General features: G+C 34.5%; 16 protein-coding genes. 8 read left to right on the top strand and 8 right to left on the bottom strand.

All coding sequences use genetic code 11. The features are described 5' to 3' along the window. Nucleotides 1–99: 99 nt before the first annotated feature. Nucleotides 100–588, bottom strand: coding sequence for a GAF domain-containing protein (locus JOD07_RS10670; RefSeq protein ID WP_158738787.1), 489 nt, complete (start codon nt 586–588; stop codon nt 100–102). 154 nt (nt 589–742) lie between these two features. On the opposite strand from JOD07_RS10670, the gene JOD07_RS10665 reads away from it, so the two are divergent. Together JOD07_RS10665 and JOD07_RS10660 are read left to right on the top strand one after the other, a co-directional pair. After that, nucleotides 743–982: a hypothetical protein gene (locus tag JOD07_RS10665; RefSeq protein WP_180322417.1), complete on the top strand. Its 240-nt coding sequence runs from the start codon at nt 743–745 to the stop codon at nt 980–982. 266 nt (nt 983–1,248) lie between these two features. Beyond that, a complete protein-coding gene (locus tag JOD07_RS10660) occupies nt 1,249–1,869 on the top strand; it encodes an undecaprenyl diphosphate synthase family protein (RefSeq protein ID WP_158738786.1) in 621 nt (206 codons plus the stop codon). Here the strand turns inward: JOD07_RS10660 and JOD07_RS10655 are convergent. Further along, nucleotides 1,858–2,988, bottom strand: coding sequence for a hypothetical protein (locus JOD07_RS10655; protein WP_158738785.1), 1,131 nt, complete (start codon nt 2,986–2,988; stop codon nt 1,858–1,860). The genes JOD07_RS10660 and JOD07_RS10655 overlap by 12 nt on opposite strands. A gap of 234 nt (nt 2,989–3,222) precedes the next feature. Between JOD07_RS10655 and JOD07_RS10650 the strand changes: the two genes are divergently transcribed. Next, nucleotides 3,223–5,529, top strand: coding sequence for an ATP-dependent Clp protease ATP-binding subunit (locus JOD07_RS10650; protein WP_204613934.1), 2,307 nt, complete (start codon nt 3,223–3,225; stop codon nt 5,527–5,529). A gap of 166 nt (nt 5,530–5,695) precedes the next feature. Continuing rightward, complete coding sequence (locus JOD07_RS10645; protein ID WP_158738783.1) at nt 5,696–6,142, top strand: hypothetical protein; 447 nt, start codon at nt 5,696–5,698, stop codon at nt 6,140–6,142. Between the two features lie 81 nt (nt 6,143–6,223). On the opposite strand, the gene JOD07_RS10640 is transcribed toward JOD07_RS10645, so the two are convergent. The 3 genes from JOD07_RS10640 to JOD07_RS10630 all read right to left on the bottom strand — a co-directional run bounded on the left by JOD07_RS10640 (nt 6,224) and on the right by JOD07_RS10630 (nt 8,262). Further along, nucleotides 6,224–7,213: a diaminopimelate dehydrogenase gene (locus tag JOD07_RS10640; protein ID WP_204613933.1), complete on the bottom strand. Its 990-nt coding sequence runs from the start codon at nt 7,211–7,213 to the stop codon at nt 6,224–6,226. A 94-nt stretch (nt 7,214–7,307) separates the two neighbouring features. After that, the gene (msrA, locus tag JOD07_RS10635; RefSeq protein WP_158738781.1) at nt 7,308–7,778 is read right to left on the bottom strand and encodes a peptide-methionine (S)-S-oxide reductase MsrA; all 471 of its coding nucleotides are present in this window, start codon (nt 7,776–7,778) and stop codon (nt 7,308–7,310) included. A 58-nt stretch (nt 7,779–7,836) separates the two neighbouring features. Beyond that, nucleotides 7,837–8,262: a putative ABC transporter permease gene (locus JOD07_RS10630; RefSeq protein WP_158738780.1), complete on the bottom strand. Its 426-nt coding sequence runs from the start codon at nt 8,260–8,262 to the stop codon at nt 7,837–7,839. A 205-nt stretch (nt 8,263–8,467) separates the two neighbouring features. On the opposite strand from JOD07_RS10630, the gene JOD07_RS10625 reads away from it, so the two are divergent. Beyond that, nucleotides 8,468–8,911: a hypothetical protein gene (locus JOD07_RS10625; RefSeq protein ID WP_243144503.1), complete on the top strand. Its 444-nt coding sequence runs from the start codon at nt 8,468–8,470 to the stop codon at nt 8,909–8,911. A 142-nt stretch (nt 8,912–9,053) separates the two neighbouring features. Here JOD07_RS10625 and JOD07_RS10620 read toward each other — a convergent pair whose 3' ends face one another. Then, nucleotides 9,054–9,860: a glycosyltransferase family 8 protein gene (locus tag JOD07_RS10620; protein ID WP_158738779.1), complete on the bottom strand. Its 807-nt coding sequence runs from the start codon at nt 9,858–9,860 to the stop codon at nt 9,054–9,056. A gap of 276 nt (nt 9,861–10,136) precedes the next feature. Here JOD07_RS10620 and JOD07_RS10615 point away from each other — a divergent pair, with 276 nt between their 5' ends. The 3 genes from JOD07_RS10615 to JOD07_RS10605 all read left to right on the top strand — a co-directional run bounded on the left by JOD07_RS10615 (nt 10,137) and on the right by JOD07_RS10605 (nt 14,139). Continuing rightward, nucleotides 10,137–11,642 (top strand): spore germination protein, encoded by a 1,506-nt coding sequence (locus tag JOD07_RS10615; protein ID WP_158738778.1) that lies wholly within the window; start codon nt 10,137–10,139, stop codon nt 11,640–11,642. Between the two features lie 5 nt (nt 11,643–11,647). Beyond that, nucleotides 11,648–12,754, top strand: a complete 1,107-nt coding sequence (locus JOD07_RS10610) for a Ger(x)C family spore germination protein (protein WP_204613932.1) — start codon at nt 11,648–11,650, stop codon at nt 12,752–12,754. Between the two features lie 281 nt (nt 12,755–13,035). After that, entirely contained in the window at nt 13,036–14,139 is a 1,104-nt protein-coding gene (locus JOD07_RS10605; protein ID WP_204613930.1) for a GerAB/ArcD/ProY family transporter, read from the top strand. Between the two features lie 34 nt (nt 14,140–14,173). Here JOD07_RS10605 and JOD07_RS10600 read toward each other — a convergent pair whose 3' ends face one another. Beyond that, nucleotides 14,174–15,550 (bottom strand): GntP family permease, encoded by a 1,377-nt coding sequence (locus JOD07_RS10600; protein ID WP_158738775.1) that lies wholly within the window; start codon nt 15,548–15,550, stop codon nt 14,174–14,176. An 85-nt stretch (nt 15,551–15,635) separates the two neighbouring features. Beyond that, nucleotides 15,636–16,775: a glycerate kinase family protein gene (locus tag JOD07_RS10595; protein WP_158738774.1), complete on the bottom strand. Its 1,140-nt coding sequence runs from the start codon at nt 16,773–16,775 to the stop codon at nt 15,636–15,638. Between the last annotated feature and the right edge of the window lie 275 nt (nt 16,776–17,050).

Raw genomic sequence — 17,050 nt, 5'->3', positions numbered from 1 at the left:
GTTTTCCCTCCGTTCCTTTACTTTCACATAGATTATGTCCATTTAAATGGGATTTAAAACAAAAAAGCAGACTTTTCTCTAGTCTGCTTTTTTCTTCATTTAAACATTAGACCCCTTTAATAGTATTGCTACGAATTTACTAAGATAATGTTCATCTTCTTCTGAAAATCTTGCTTTTACAGGACTATCGATATCCAATACCCCCAAAAACTTTTCGTCTTTAATCATAGGTATTACGATTTCTGATGCAGTAGCTTCATCACAGGCAATATGCCCTTCAAATTTATGAACATCTTCTACAATAATACTCTTTTGCTCCTTAGCTGCTGTTCCGCACACACCTTTACCTATCGGAATACGCACACAAGCCGGCTTTCCCTGAAAAGGCCCTAAAACCAGTTCATGATCTTTGTATAAATAAAAACCTGACCAATTCACATTTTCCAAATGATCAAACAAAATAGCCGATGCATTGGATAAATTTGCTATAAAATCAGTTTCTCCATCAATCAATCCACTAAACTGTAAAAACAACTGTTCATAAAATGCTTGCTTGGTCTGAGCTTTTATATCTTTATGGATATACATTTATATACTCCCCCGTATTCCCATTTGATATCTTTTAGAGAGTTTAATTTTATCATTCAAATATACCCATGTCAAATGGCTGATGATCGAAATTTGTCACATTTTAGAAATCTATTGAATAAGCTATATTATAAATTACTAAAGGAGGGATTCGATGGATCGATATGTAAGCAGACGACGCAGAATAGGCTATTATCCTGGTTACGGGAGACCCGGCTATGGATACAGTCCTGGCTATTGGCCTGGTTTTAATTATGGTCCTGGCTACGGATATTATCCTGGTTACAGTTACGGTCCCGGTTATGGATATGTTCCCGGATATACCCCCGGATATAATTACTATCCTGGTTATGGTTATTACTTTAGGGATGAAGATTCCGAAGAAAACAATTAATACATCGTATGAACCTTCCATTCGAAGGTTCATTTTTTTGCGCAGGAAATCCTTAAAGATCTCCTGATATATACTCACGCGTATTGCATTTTATCAAATTTGCCAACTGTGCTCGGCGTGAGCATGTCCCTAACGAAACACTTTCTTGCTGAATCTTCACTTATTCAAAAAGATAAGAATAATCCTCTCATTTCTTGGCAAATATTAAAATAAAAATATATCCAACACATCATCTTAAAATTTCCTCTCAAGAAAGAAGTGAAAAAATGGAAAAATTTACTTTCAAAAGATTACCTAAACATATTGGCATTATTCCTGACGGAAATCGTAGATGGGCCCAGGCCCATAATAAAGAGAAACATGAAGGATATCGCTACGGAATTAATCCAGGACTGGAACTTTATAAGCTGTGTATAGATTATGGAATTCAGGAAATGACTTTCTATGGCTATACCCAAGACAATACGAAACGTCCTGCCATTCAAACCAAAGCATTCCAGAGTGCTTGTGTAGAGGCAGTAATGAAATTGGCTCATAAAGACGCTAATTTGCTGGTAATTGGAAACGCAAATTCTCCTCTTTTTCCAAAAGAGTTACTTCCCTTTGCCAATAAAAGAGTTCAATTTGGAAAAGGACTAGTGAATATAAATTTTCTGGTAAATTACGGATGGCAGTGGGATTTGTCCTCAAACGCTTCAAAATCCATTCCCCGAATAGACCTTATTATCCGTTGGGGAGGAAGACGTCGTTTAAGCGGATTTCTGCCAATTCAGTCGGTGTATGCAGATTTTTATGTCATAGACGATTTATGGCCGGATTTTAAAAAAGATCATTTATATGAAGCTTTAGCATGGTATCAAGATCAAGATATTACTTTAGGAGGATAATTGCTTTTTGGGGACTATTTCTTCTAAAAACTGAATCGTAATCGATTTTAAATTCATTGTTCTAGAATCAAATTGCTTTTGAACCAAATACTCAAAGTATTCATGATCATAAGGCCTGATTGACTTAATCTCCTTTGCCCTATTCCCTTTTGCCTTATAATCCAAATACATTGCAAAACCTTCTACCAGGATATCTTCACACCATGCCTCCCATGTGTAAAATTGGTTATAATAATTATTATTCCAGGCATCATATATAGTTGAATTACTTTTTAATTCCTCTGTTAGATTCTTAAATTCATTGGTATGGGTTATGGTTTTAAAGATTTTATGGGAATATTCATGATACAAAATATAAAAAAAATCTTCATATTCATTTTTCTTAAAAGGAATAAGTGCTATATACAAATCCTTATAGGGGAAACCCCATGCATTTCCAGGTCGCAGCGTATAATATAATACAGGTTTGTACCGTCTGTCGTATTTAATTCCCGAAATTCTTTCTATAAACCCTAACAAATCAAATTGCTCCTTTTGAATTTTTTGATTAAGTTCAGCAAAGTAATCATTGTATGTATTTCGTTTCAAAACTATATAATCTTTTAAATAATTTTCATAAAAATACGGATAAAACTTTTGTGATGCTTTTTTAATTTCTATTGGCAATGTACTGGATTGGATTCTGGAATTGATTTGATGAATTCCCGCTTCATCGCCAAGTTCTGCAACAATATAGATCAACTTCCCTTCATTGGTCCCATCTGAATATATCGTATTTAAATAAGTTTTCATTTCGTCGTCCATATCTAAATAAGTCTTTTGAATCCATTTATAATGATTATACAGATCATCACCATAAAATTTATACAATGAAGCCTGATCCTCTTTTATCCTGACATTTACATCATACATTTCACCCGCTACTGAAATTAATAGATACTTTAAGCTAAGTCCCCTGATCTCCAATGTATAATCCGATTCCATCATAGCATTGCTTATTGTATAATTAGAAATAAATCTGAATATAAAACTTAGAAGAGCAATTACAAATATCAATGCTGAAAAATATTCTTTTCTTTGCTTTTTAATTATGTCAATACACTCTTCATTAATATACATATAACCACCGTTCTTATATGTATTAACTGTAATTATTTACTTTTTTTGTAATTATGCGATATAAATATAATATAACATTTTTTGCAAAAAATCTATAATGAATTACTCAAATGCTTATTTTTATTGATTATTTAATCCTTTAGATTAATTTCTCTCCTACCTTAATATTTAAAATAATGATATACTATTGGAAGCTCAAATTATTTTAGACAATGGGATATGGAGTGGTTATGAATGTCAAAATGTTCTATATGTAAAAAAAATGTTGCGGTAATATTTATGCCTAAAATTATAAATGGCAAACAAGAAATGATAGGATTATGCATGCCCTGTGCAAAAAAGCAAGGCATCGGACCTCTTAATCAGATTTTACAACAAACAGGTCTCTCTTCTGAGGATATTGAAAATCTAAATGAGCAAATGGGCAGCTTATTCGAAGATATAAATCTGGATCAATTAGATATCGGGGAGCTTGATCATGAGCAGAACCCATTTATAAGTTTTCTTAATAATGCATTTTCAGGATTAAAAGGGGCACAAGATAAACAATATCAACCTTCGGATTCAAATTCAGATACATCTAATGCATCATCCTCCCATGTAGATGAAAATCCTAAAGAGAAGAAGAAAAAGAAGAAAAAGTATTTAGATCTCTATGGAATTAATCTGACAGATAAGGCTAAAAAACATGAAGTGGATCGAATTATTGGAAGATATCGAGAAATAGACAGGGTCATTCAGATTCTTAATCGCCGAACTAAAAATAATCCTGTTCTCATTGGGGAACCTGGTGTAGGTAAGACAGCCATTGCAGAAGGTTTGGCCGTAAGAATTGCCGAAAAACAAGTCCCGCTTAAATTATATAATACCGAAATATATCTTCTTGATTTAACCGCTATTGTTGCAGGAACGCAGTTCAGAGGACAATTTGAAGGGAGAATGCAGGCAATTATCAAAGAAGCAAAGGAATGCGGAAATGTCATTTTAGTAATTGACGAACTTCATAATATCATTGGTGCAGGCACTGCCGAAGGTGGTGCAATGAATGCAGCTAACATTTTAAAACCAGCCCTTGCAAGAGGAGAAATTCAAGTTATTGGTGCAACAACTCTGGACGAATATCGAAAACACATCGAAAAGGATGCAGCTTTAGAAAGACGTTTTCAACCAGTTATTGTAGATGAACCTTCCGTTGAAGAAACCATAGAAATTATTAAAGGTATAAAAGATTATTACGAAAACTATCATAAAGTATCGATATCGGATGAAGTCATTGAAGAAGCGGTTAAATTATCCAAAAGATATATTACTGATCGATTTTTGCCTGATAAAGCCATTGATGTAATAGACGAAGCGGGCTCAAGAGCAAACCTCAAAAATCAAGGATTAGTTGAATTAGAAGCTTTAAAAGAAGAATTAAGTTCTGTGCAAGCTAAGAAAGAAGAAGCGGCTTTTAGAGATGATTATGAAAAAGCAGCCGAATATAAAATGGAAGAATGCAGATTACAGGAGAGAATAGCGCAACTGGAAAATCAAAGTAATAACGTCTCAATCACTGTAGATGATGTTGCTTCTATTATAGAAGCCTGGACAAAAATTCCGGTTCAAAAAATTACTGAAATAGAAGCAGAAAAACTTTTAAATCTGGAAAATCGCCTTCACAGACGTGTCATCGGCCAACACAAAGCTGTAGTTAGTGTGTCAAAAACAATCAGGAGAAATCGTTCTGGTTTCAAAAAAATAAATAAACCTTCTTCTTTCATATTCGTTGGGCCAACAGGAGTTGGAAAAACCGAATTGGTAAAAACCCTTGCAGTAGAACTATTTGGAAGTGAAGAAGCATTAATACGCATTGATATGTCCGAATATATGGAAAAACATACTGTGTCCAAATTAATCGGTTCTCCTCCGGGATATATTGGATATGAGGAAGGTGGACAGCTCACTGAAAAAATAAGAAGACAACCTTATTCCGTAATATTATTGGATGAAATTGAAAAAGCCCATCCGGATGTATTTAACATGCTTCTGCAAATACTGGAAGACGGGCGACTAACTGATAGCCATGGACGTACTGTCCATTTTGAAAATACGGTCATTATCATGACCTCCAATGCAGGAACCAGCTTAAAAGCTCACGGAATCGGCTTTGAAAGAAATAATTATACCGCATTGGAAAGTAAAGTTCATGATGCATTAAAAGAAATATTCCGCCCTGAATTTCTCAATCGAATTGATGAAATCATTGTATTCACAGAGTTAAGCAAAGAAGAACTCAAGCAAATCGTAGACTTAATGCTTAAAGAAGTGATCAGCGAAGCAAGAGAAAAAAATATAACTCTGCATATTGATGATGAAGTTAAAGATTTAATTTTAGAAAAAGGGTATGACCCCAAATACGGCGCTCGTCCTTTAAGAAGAACGATTCAAAAGCTTATAGAAGATGAACTTGCAGAGCTATTCCTTTGTGGAAAAATAAAGGAATCAAATCACGTGTATATAAAAATAAATGAAGACAAAAAAATATCATTCGAATATTAAAAATCGGCAGCCTTTTAGGCTGCCAATTTTATTATATAATAAAGATTAACTTGTATTTTTCTCTGATTAAAAATGTACTGGCTCATACCAACACACTTTCTGGCCAAATGAATATTATATAGAGTAGATAAATTAAAAATTCAACCTTAAAAAGGAGGAAATAATTATGCCAGATGGTATTGGGGCTGGAGTATTTACAGGAGGAAATTTTGCAGCATTGCTTGCAAACTATATCGGCGAAACAGTAACTATTTTCACAAGTAGTGGAGGACAGTCCGGTGCTGGTTTTACTGGAGTCATTTTATCCGTTAACAACTGCTTTGTTCGTCTTATTACCAGAATAGGTCCCCCTCCAGGATGTTCTTTAGGAAATGCATGTACAGGATTTAATGTAGGTCCATGGGATTATGGTATTGGCGGTGCTGGATATGGTTGCGGATGTTCAACTGGATATGGATACGGTGACAGTTATGGACCTGGTCCTATTCTTCCTGCCAGCGAAAATGGAGCAATTACAGCAGGAGGATGGAATGGATATCCCGTATACACAGTAGGTTCTGTAACCGATATTCCTATTGATCGCATAGTATCCTTCGTTCATAATGCTGTATAGCATTATAAAAAACTTTTTTGAAATGTATTATTTACGTTTTTACGTCAAAAGACCCGCATAAAATAATGCGGGTTTTTTTGTTTAAAGCAATTCTTTTCTTAATTCTTCTCCTGATTTTGGTGACAAATAGGCCAAAGGAATATCGAAAACTGTCATTGCTCCACTTTGTCCTTCTTTATTTAATCTGTATACTGCACGGGCATAAGCCACTAAAACACTACCAGTAAATTCTGGATTACTGTCTAATTTCAATGAAAATTCTATGATATGATTGATGTTTCCATCCCCTGTCTTTCCACTTCTTATCACAAAACCTCCATGAGGCATTGCAGAATGATTTTGCTTCAACTCTTCTTCAGAAACAAAATGAACTATTGTATCGTAATCCGCAAAATAATTTGGCATTGATTTAATTTCGTTTTCAATAGCTTTCTTATCAGCATTTTCTTCAGCTACAACATAGCATTCTCTGATATGCTTTTCTCTTACAGTCAAATCTGGATTGAAGCCTGAACGTACTTTCTCAATTGCTTCTTCTATCGGAATAGTATACTGAACAGCATTTTTTACACCTTTAATACGTCTGATAGCATCGGAATGTCCTTGACTAACACCTCTTCCCCAAAAGGTATAATGTTTTCCTTCTGGCAAAACAGCTTCAGCTAAAACACGATTCATTGAGAATAAACCTGGATCCCACCCAACAGATATTGCACCAACTTTACTTCCTTCTTTAGCTGCCTGATCTACTGCTGCAAAATGTTCTGGAATTTTTGCATGGGTGTCAAAACTATCTACTATATTAAACCATCTCGCAATAGCCGGACTTTGCTCTGGTAAATCCGTAGCAGAACCGCCACATAAAATCATTACATCTATTTCATCCTTATATTTTTCTATATCATTTATATGTAGTGCCTGAATATTGGCATCTTTAAGAACTATGTCCTTAGGATTTCTCCTTGTAAAAATCGCTTTTAACTCCATATCTGGATTTTGCTTTAATGCAGACTCTACTCCCCGTCCTAAATTGCCATAACCAACAATTCCAACTCTTATCTTATCACTCATTATTATACCTCCTATAGTAATGAAGTCATTCATTGGAATTAAATTCTAACACTCTTTTATGAAAATTGCAAGCTACACAAAAAATCTTTCAATTTTACAATTTAATATGGCAATACCCATTTGAATTCTTTTTTAAATACTTTTGATGATACTCCTCTGCCGGGTAGAATGACTTCAAAGGCTTTATTTCCGTTACAATGGGTTGATCATATTTTTTCTGTTCTTCATTTTTTGATTTTTTTATGATTTCCTCATCATCCGGATGGATAAAAAATATACCTGTTCTATATTGTGATCCTATATCAGGACCTTGTCGATTCAGAAGCGTAGGATCAATAATTTCCCAGTATTTCTCTAAAATTTCTTCAAGATTAATTTTATGCTCATCATATTGAATATAAACGGATTCTGCATGACCGGTTGTGGATGTTTTAACTTGTTCGTAAGTAGGATTTGGAACTGTTCCATTGGCATAACCCACCTTTGTCTCAACCACTCCTGGAATTCTAGAAAAATACTCTTCAACACCCCAAAAACATCCTCCAGCTAATACGATTTCTTTCATCAATCTCCACTCCAATCAAATTTTAAAATGATTTAAACAACATAAAAACTCATCCATTTTAGCTGAATGAGCTTTTTGATTCATGTATACCGGATTTTACAAGAAAGTGATACAAACTTTCAAAAATCAAGCCAGCTACAAACCACGCCGGTGCATAATCTAACCGAATCAAACCTTTTACAGAAAAACGTCTTTTCCCATAATCCCAAGGACATACTCCTAATAATTTTTTCAGCAGCGAACCAGTAGCATATTCAATGATAAAAATGCAAACCGTGTACACACCTCCTCTAAATGCTATATGCCGCTGCTTAAGCTTTACACAAAGAGGTTCCAAAAAAACCGTCAGTCCATAAATCGGGAACATCCAGATGGAAGTTTTTCCTACAAGTTTTACATCCCTTTGCAGTAAAGATTGAAGTCCTGTCCAAATAATCTCCATGCACCATCCGATTAAGCCATATACAACAAATCTTCTTCTCATACAAGTAGTATTTTCCACATCGACAATGATTATTCATCTTTATAACTGGTTGTACCACTGTAATCCTTTTATTTCTATACCCATTTACTCCATTTTATTGCAGGATAAAATAAATTTCAACTATTTATAAGGAATATCTCAATATATTGTCGCATTTTTACATTGCAGAGAATATAATGCAGTAAAATGTAAAAGGAGTGATGTTATGAATTATTATAATTATTATGACGATACAAACACCAGACAACGACCTCGCCCCCAAAGACCCAGACCACCTTTTGATCAAACCTCTCCAGGTCCTGGGAGACCTCCATTTTTTCAACAGCCCGGTTTCCCTCAAATGCCCCCCTTTGAACAACCTTCGGATTTTACGCCATCTGGTTCTCCATCAGGACCACCAACAGGAGCGCCTCCATCTTTTGAACCACAGGCATCTCCTACATCACCTGGTTTACTCAATATTGATCCTGGAGCAATTCGTCCATGCACATATCAATATGTATACCTCTGGCTTAGAGATGGCAGAAGCTTCTGGGCATGGCTTACCTTTGTAGGAAGAAGATCTGTAGCTGGATGGAGATGGGACAGATTCCGATGGACGTATTTTGGAACAGATCTGAATAACATTTCCAGCTTCCAATGCTTCTAATATAATACTGCTTAATTTTCCTATTGCCTATAAAACTAAAAAAGCTTTCAACTACAGTTGAAAGCTTTTTTATATTTTACAAAATAATGTTTTTTAAATTATTAAATTATTCTTCTCTTGCTAAAATCTTTTGGCATTCAGCTTAACATAATGCTAATTTTTCATAATGTTTATATAAAGAGTGAAATTTTCCACTATAATTTTTAGTCCATGGCTTTTTCTTCCCGCAAAAATGAAGAATCACTGTATTTTTTATAATATAATCCATATCACACATGCCACCACTCATAATTTTATAATACCTGTAAAATCTCGCATCATAATTATATAGTTTCTCGTCCAGGCTTTTTATTTTCTTTGAATATAAAGCATTTAAAATATCCTGATCCGGCATAATCAGCTTAGAACGATTTTTTTCTACAAATTGGTAAATAATATTCTCATCAATATACTGTCTTTGATACTCTAGATTCATTAATAATACTCCTGAATTGTAGTATGCTTCAATATCATAAGGGTTTAATCTGATCTTATTAATTTCTTTTATGGAAATCTTATCATGATATGCTGCAGCATACAAATATCCATTAAGATCTGTCTCATACAGTGCTCTGATCGGATTAATAATCAAAATATCAGGATCTAAATATAAAATACGATCAATGTCCTGTGGTAAAAATTTAAATGCCAGAAGCCGATAATACATCTCTTTCGTATAGTGAAGAAGCACTGGAGCATTTTCGAAAAAATAATCCTCAATATATATAACTTCCATGTGGCTATTATGCATGGTTATAAATTCTTTTAAATCATCAAGCTCCTCAGCTTTAAGACTGGAATGCATAATATAAACGGTGAATTTTTCTTTTTCATTGCTTAAAAAAAGTGATTTAAGCATTACTTTTAATGGAGTAATATAGTTAGAATTTAATGTAACTAGTATATTCATGCCAACATCACCCCTCAATGACACCAATCACTATAAGTCTTATAATTTTACCTATATATACGTCTTCCAGCAGATATTATATTACTTTTTTGTAATAAAGACAATGACCTTCAAAAAACACACCGAATTGGCTGACTATCGATAGTACAGTATTTTTTTAGCTTTTATGAGTATCTAATCTTTATATTCATTGATATTCACAAAAAATTCAACATGATAATATGTAAAATAATGATTATATTTCATTAAAATGTTAATAATATTAATGGTGATTTTATGTATAATAGTTGCTCTTCAGATATTTTATTAACTACCTCCTTAGAAGATAATATTTCAGTATTTAACCAAATTTTTCGCAACGATTTTACCTTTATTACAAGAAAATTTCAAAACAATTATTCTCCCTCTGTTAAATGTTGCATCCTTTACTTTGAAGGAATGGCAGATACTAAAGTATTAAATGAAAATGTAATTGAACCTATTTTGTCAAATCATTTCATGGGAGAAATATCTTCATCCAATTTGATAGATGAATTGCAATATAAAATCATTCTCTCCAGTGATATTAAATCTTCCAACGATTTACAAACTATTTTAAATGCTTTAATGGATGGTGATACTATTCTTCTTGCAGAAGGATATGATCAAGCTTTAATAATCAGTTCTAAAGCCTGGCCATCCCGATCGATTGATGAACCAGAATCGGCTCAAGTTGTTCGTGGTCCCAGAGAAGGTTTTGTAGAATCTATTCTGACCAATATTTCATTAGTCCGTCGAAAAATCAAAAACCCTAATCTGAAATTTATTGTGAGAGAACTAGGTGCGCAAACACATACGAAAATCTGCATCTCTTATATTGAAGGCATTGCTGACGAAAATGTATTAAATGAGCTTGGAAGACGATTAGATCAGATAGAAATTGATGGCATTCTGGATTCCGGATACATACAGGAATTTATTAAAGATGCACCATACTCCCCCTTTGAAACTGTAGGGAGCAGTGAAAGACCAGATATTATTGCAGGAAAATTATTGGAAGGAAGAGTTGCCATATTCGTAGACGGCAGCCCCTTTGTCTTAACAGTCCCATATATTATGATTGAATCATTTCAAGCCAATGAAGATTACTATAATAACTATTTATTTTCATCTTTCAACAGATTATTAAGAGCAGTATCCGGGTTATTATCCATAAGTATTCCGGGACTATATCTGGCTATTTCCACTTATCATCAGGAAATGTTGCCAACATCCTTATTAATCAGTATCGCTGCTTCTCGGCAAAAAGTTCCATTTCCAACTGTTGTATCTTTATTTGTTATGCTTACTATTTTTGATATATTAAGGGAAGTTGGAACCCGAATCCCTACCCCCATCGGTCAGACCATAAATATTGTCGGAACTTTGGTTTTAGGAGAAGCTGCAGTAGATGCTAATCTGGTCAGTGCACCAGTAATTATCGTCACTGCCTTAACCAGTATTACGAAATTAATCAATATACACCTGCTTGGGCCGATCATACTCTTACGAACTTTGCTATTGTTTGCAGCTTCTTTCCTAGGTATTTATGGATTTATTCTGGGATATCTGGCGATCATCCTTCATCTTATGAGCCTTCGGTCTTTTGGCGTACCTTATATGTTAAATACTACAAGAATTAAAGATCAAAATGGTAAAGACGCTTGGATTCGTGCTCCTTGGTGGATCATGTCGCTAAGACCTAAAATCATTGGAAAAAAGAATTTAAGACGACAACCCTTGAAAAATAGTAGAAGGAAGTAATTATGATGAAATCTATAAAAATCTTTTTTCTTACTTCCATCCTGTTGATCAGCATTTTTCTTTTCGTAGGCTGTTGGAATTATCGAGAAGTTGATGACATAAATATCGTAGCTGGCACTGCCATTGATAAAGGAATTCATAAAGAATACATGATTTCCATAGAAATTCTGGAATCCAGTATTGGAAAAGAATCACCCACAACATCGAAACTGATTGTCGCAGAAGGTGAGTCCATATTTGATGCTGTAAGAAATGCCATAGCCATTTCAGGGAAAAAGTTATATTGGAGTCATAATAAAATTCTAATCCTGAGTAAAGAAGTAGCCCAGGAAGGCATTACAGAAGTAATCGACTGGTTTCTTCGAGATGCAGAAACCAGATCTGACGTATATATTTTAGTTTCTAAAGGAACCTCTGCAAAAGAAATATTAGAAAAAAAGCAAAAAGATGAAAAAATAGAACAGGTTGTTTCTTTTAATCTGCACGATATTCTGGTTAATCAAAAAGTTCTCTCCAAAGCACCTAACATTCAAATATGGCAATTGACCAATGACATTGTAGATGAAGGAATTATGGCTATTGCTCCATCTGTAGAATTGGCAAAAGTGGATCATAATGATTGCCCTGAAATCTTGGGTACTGCTTTTTTTAAAAACGATCAGCTAATTGGATTTCTTAGCGAAAATGAGACAAAATACTTACTTTTCTTACGCAATCAGATTAAAGGAGGACTTCTTAATCTAAGTCCTGAAGATAACAAAAAAAACCCAACAATCACATTTGAAATTTTTGATAACAAAACGAAGCTTCAACCTGTAACTAAAGATAAAGAAATTGCTATGAACATTAATATTGACACACATCTTGCTGTTGGCACAATAAAAGGTACAAAAAATTATCTAACCGATAAAGAAATTATTCAATTAGAAAAAGATGTTGCTGATATGATTAAAACAAATTGTGAAAATTTGATTAAAAAAATGCAATCTGAATACAAGGCCGATATTTTTGGTTTCGGTGCAAAAATCCGTGCACACAAACCAGCTTTTTGGAAAGATATGGAAAAAATTGGGAAAATGTTTTTGAAAATTTGGAAGTTCATATCAACGTAAATGTGGGCATTATCAATGGTTCAACAACAGCAAAACCTTTGGAAGTAGGCGATTAAAATGTTTGTAGTGGTAATCATTGTTTATATTGCTTTGCTTACTTTGGAGTTTATTTCTTTATATCAAAAAAAATACTGGAAAGATTTGTGGGTCAACTTAACTTTAGGGAGTATTTCCTTTATTATTGCTCTGATGATCTCTTTTCATTTATATATCCCAAGTCCTGCAGACCCTATTAAAAAAATAGTCCTATCATTATTTAAAATTTAAGGAATGATGTAATGATGCCCAAGGAAGAAATTACTCAAAAAGAAGCCATTTGTCTATTAATTAACTTTATAATGGGAAGCACACTTATCGTAGGAATTGGAACCAATGCCAAGAATGATGCCTGGCTTGCCAGTCTTTTTGGAATTCTTATGGCTATACCTGCAATCATAATCTACTCACGAATTCTGCAGCTGTTTCCCGGTGCAAATTTATATGATATTGTTAACCTGCTATTTGGAAAATATCTTGGTTCTGTAGTGACTATATTATATATTTGGTATTCTTTTCATTTGGGGGCACTGGTTGTTCGTGACTTCGGTGAATTTTTAAACACTATTACAATGCCTGAAACTCCAATGCTTGTACCTATGTTTTCTCTGATCATCATCTGTATTTTTGCAGTACGGCTTGGAATAGAAGTGATATCCAGAACGTCTGCTTATTTTTTCCCCATCATGTTATTCATTATCATTATTGTACAACTGTTGTCCATATCTAAAATGGATTTCGAATATATCTTTCCAATTCTTTATTATGGACTATCTCCCATAATAAAAGAAGGATTCAGCGCTTTTGCATTTCCATTTGCTGAAACAGTTATTTTTCTAGGTGTTTTAGGTAGTTTGCAGCCTAAGAAATCTCCCTATAAGGTATATTTTACAGGAGTATTAGTAGCAGGAATAATCCTAACTTTCATAGTACTAAGAAATATTTTTGTATTAGGAAATCAGCTCTCAAACTTTTATTTCCCATCCCATGTAGCAATTAGCAGAATACATATAGGAGATTTTCTTCAAAGAATGGAAGTGACCGTTGCTTTTATATTTGTAGTAGGTGTATTTATTAAAGTCAGTCTATGTCTTTTATTGACCTGCAAAGGAATCGCTAAACTTTTTCATTTAAATGATTATCGCTCTATAACAATGCAAACCGGTATATTAATGGTTTACTTAGCCTATATCCTTTATGATAATATTGTAGATATGCACTTTTGGACATTTTATGTTTATAAATACTATGCTTTCCCCTTTCAAGTAATTCTTCCTTTGATCATTTTTATTACTGCAGAATTTAAAAAAAGAAAAACACCAAAAGAATACAATAAAAGCTCGGTATAACAACCGAGCCTTTGTCTGCATTTATATCAAATATTTATAATAAAAATAATGAAAGCAAGAAAATAAATAGAATGGATACAATCCCCATAATCAACGTAACCATGGTCTGTGTCTTATAACCATCCTGAGGCTTCATTTCTCCCAAATTCGTAACAACCCAGAAATAACTGTCATTTGCATGGGATACTGTCATTGCCCCTGCTCCTATCGCCATAACAGTCAAAGCTGCTGCCACAGGCGTTGTAAGCCCTAGAGCTGACATCATAGTACCGGATTCTGAATATGCACCCATAATCGCTGCGGTTGTTGTAATAGCAACAGTGGAAGATCCCTGAGCAGTTTTAAGGATTGCTGCAATTAAAAATGGGAAAAATATACCAACTGATGAAAGGAAGGAAGCATTTTCTTGAATATAGGTGACAAAGCCAGCTGTTGTAATAACTTTACCTAATACGCCTCCCGCCGCAGTAATAAATAAAATTGGTCCCACAGTTTTAAGAGTATTCTCTGTTAGCTCATTAAATACATTCATCTTTTTAATTGAAGCCAGCAAACCAATGCCGCATAACAATCCAACGGTCAAAGCGATAATTGGTGTCCCAAGAAAAGTTAATAAACTTGCAAAAGCTCCTTCCCAACCTGCCATAGCAGATATTGAACTTAGGGCCATCAATAGAATAGGCACTAAGATTGGAGCTATGGATGCCATTCCACCAGGAAGTTCTCCATATTCTTTTACGAGTTCTTCATAAGTTTTTACAATCTCATCATTCGTTACTTCATCGGAAGCTTTAACCTTAGTTCCTATATATTTCGCATAAAAATAAGCTGCAATTAAACAAGGAATAGAAACTAAAATACCCATTCCTATAATGAGTAATAAGTTTGACCCAAGTCCAACACTCCCTGCTGCTGCGATAGGCCCTGGAGTAGGTGGAATAAACACATGGGAAGTATAAAGTCCTGCTGATAAAGCTACTGTCATTGCAACACTGGATGTCATTGTTTTTTTCCTCATTGCTTTACGAATCGGATTTAAAATAACAAATCCACTATCACAAAATACCGGCACAGATACAATCCATCCCATTAACATAATTGCTAATTCTGGTCTTTTCTTACCAACTAATTCCACAACCATATCTGCCAATTTTATTGCTGCACCCGTTTTTTCCAAAATAATTCCTATAACAGCCCCCAAAATAATTACAATACCTATACTGGAAAAAGTCCCACTAAAACCTGCACCAATTGTCCCTGGAATGTCGCCTAGCGGAATTCCCACCACAATAGCTAAGAGCAATGAAATGCCCATAATAGCCATAAATGGATGAACTCTGAACTTTGAGATTGCTACAATCATTATTGCCACTGCAATAATAAATGTAATCATTAATGCTACACCGCTCATAATGATCCCCCCATATTGATTATTTTTTGCCTATGAGTAACACCTCATAGATATATATTTCATACTGCGTAAGCAGTACAAAATTTTAACGAATGCTGTTGACTAGTCTAAAAACCTGCTCAACTGTAGCTATCATATTTTTCTTGGCATTATCCTTGTTCATAGCTTCTGAAAGAGACACGGGCCCAGGAACTATGGTAAAATACGCATCTATTCCTTCTTCATTACATTTTTTTGCACCTTCAGTTATACATCCCGCAAATGCAATCACTTTTTTGCCATATTTCTTGGCTAATTTTGCCACGCCTGTAGGAGCTTTTCCCATGGCCGTCTGAAAATCCAACTTACCTTCCCCCGTAATAACCAAATCTGCATCCTTAATATCTTTTTCCAAATGAGTCTCTTCTAAAACAATCTGAATACCAGATTCTAGCTTAGCATTTAAGAAAGCTAAAAACCCATATCCTAAGCCTCCTGCTGCCCCTGCTCCCGGTACCTTATCAACATCTTTGCCCAGCTGCTCTTTTACTACTTTGGCATAATTCATTAATCCTTGATCCAATATCTCAACCATTTTAGGATCCGCACCCTTTTGGGGACCATATACATATGCTGCCCCATTAACGCCGTACAAGGGATTGGTTACATCACAAGCAATTTTAAAATGGCATTCATCCAGTTCTGACAAATGATTTTCAGTATTGATATACCTTATATCCCCTAAAACTTTTCCTCCCCTTCCAACAGGCATTCTATTCTCATCTAAAAACTCAAATCCAAGTGCCTGTAACATGCCTACTCCACCATCGTTAGTGGCACTGCCACCAATACCTATAATAAAGTTTCTGCACCCTTCTTTGATCGCTGCTTTGATTACCTCTCCTACCCCATAGGTGGTAGTATTCATAGGATTCTTTAGATGCTCAGGAACCAAAGTAATTCCTGCCGCTCCTGACATTTCTATAATGGCTGTTTTGCTATCATCCAAAATACCATAAGAACAAACTAATTTTTCAGACAAAGGACCCGTAACTTCTATTTTTTCCTCCCGTCCGTTCATACCAGCAACTAGGGCTTCTACAGTTCCTTCTCCTCCATCGGCCAAAGGCTTTACAATGACTTCTATATTTTCTGATACAGAACGAATACCCTGTTTAATGGCAAATCCTGCTTCCATTGAAGTTAGACTGCCTTTGAAAGAATCTATTGCTACAACTACTTTCATATAAACCCCCCTCATATTCTCTACCATTTGAACACCTATCTTATATATTCAATATTATAGAAAATTCGACAAAAAATCAAGATTATTTGATATAATTGTACAAATTCTTAAGTGTTCATATTCAAAGCATCCTGCCTGGAGGGCTTTTTATCGTATAGGAAATTTCATCGGATTTCCTATACAATAAAAAAACTCCTGAACGAATTCAGGAGATTGATTTCACGATCTATGCATTCAAAAAGCGGGTGATGGGAATCGAACCCACGTATCCAGCT

Source organism: Defluviitalea raffinosedens, assembly GCF_016908775.1.
Lineage (GTDB): Bacteria > Bacillota > Clostridia > Lachnospirales > Defluviitaleaceae > Defluviitalea > Defluviitalea raffinosedens.
This window is presented reverse-complemented; position numbering and strand designations above follow the sequence as displayed.

Coding starts and splice junctions, on each gene's coding strand:
- JOD07_RS10670 (WP_158738787.1), bottom strand. CDS start 588: ATGTATATCCATAAAGATATAAAAGCTCAGACCAAGCAAGCATTTTAT.
- JOD07_RS10665 (WP_180322417.1), top strand. CDS start 743: ATGGATCGATATGTAAGCAGACGACGCAGAATAGGCTATTATCCTGGT.
- JOD07_RS10660 (WP_158738786.1), top strand. CDS start 1,249: ATGGAAAAATTTACTTTCAAAAGATTACCTAAACATATTGGCATTATT.
- JOD07_RS10655 (WP_158738785.1), bottom strand. CDS start 2,988: ATGTATATTAATGAAGAGTGTATTGACATAATTAAAAAGCAAAGAAAA.
- JOD07_RS10650 (WP_204613934.1), top strand. CDS start 3,223: ATGTCAAAATGTTCTATATGTAAAAAAAATGTTGCGGTAATATTTATG.
- JOD07_RS10645 (WP_158738783.1), top strand. CDS start 5,696: ATGCCAGATGGTATTGGGGCTGGAGTATTTACAGGAGGAAATTTTGCA.
- JOD07_RS10640 (WP_204613933.1), bottom strand. CDS start 7,213: ATGAGTGATAAGATAAGAGTTGGAATTGTTGGTTATGGCAATTTAGGA.
- msrA (WP_158738781.1), bottom strand. CDS start 7,778: ATGAAAGAAATCGTATTAGCTGGAGGATGTTTTTGGGGTGTTGAAGAG.
- JOD07_RS10630 (WP_158738780.1), bottom strand. CDS start 8,262: ATGAGAAGAAGATTTGTTGTATATGGCTTAATCGGATGGTGCATGGAG.
- JOD07_RS10625 (WP_243144503.1), top strand. CDS start 8,468: ATGAATTATTATAATTATTATGACGATACAAACACCAGACAACGACCT.
- JOD07_RS10620 (WP_158738779.1), bottom strand. CDS start 9,860: ATGAATATACTAGTTACATTAAATTCTAACTATATTACTCCATTAAAA.
- JOD07_RS10615 (WP_158738778.1), top strand. CDS start 10,137: ATGTATAATAGTTGCTCTTCAGATATTTTATTAACTACCTCCTTAGAA.
- JOD07_RS10610 (WP_204613932.1), top strand. CDS start 11,648: ATGAAATCTATAAAAATCTTTTTTCTTACTTCCATCCTGTTGATCAGC.
- JOD07_RS10605 (WP_204613930.1), top strand. CDS start 13,036: ATGCCCAAGGAAGAAATTACTCAAAAAGAAGCCATTTGTCTATTAATT.
- JOD07_RS10600 (WP_158738775.1), bottom strand. CDS start 15,550: ATGAGCGGTGTAGCATTAATGATTACATTTATTATTGCAGTGGCAATA.
- JOD07_RS10595 (WP_158738774.1), bottom strand. CDS start 16,775: ATGAAAGTAGTTGTAGCAATAGATTCTTTCAAAGGCAGTCTAACTTCA.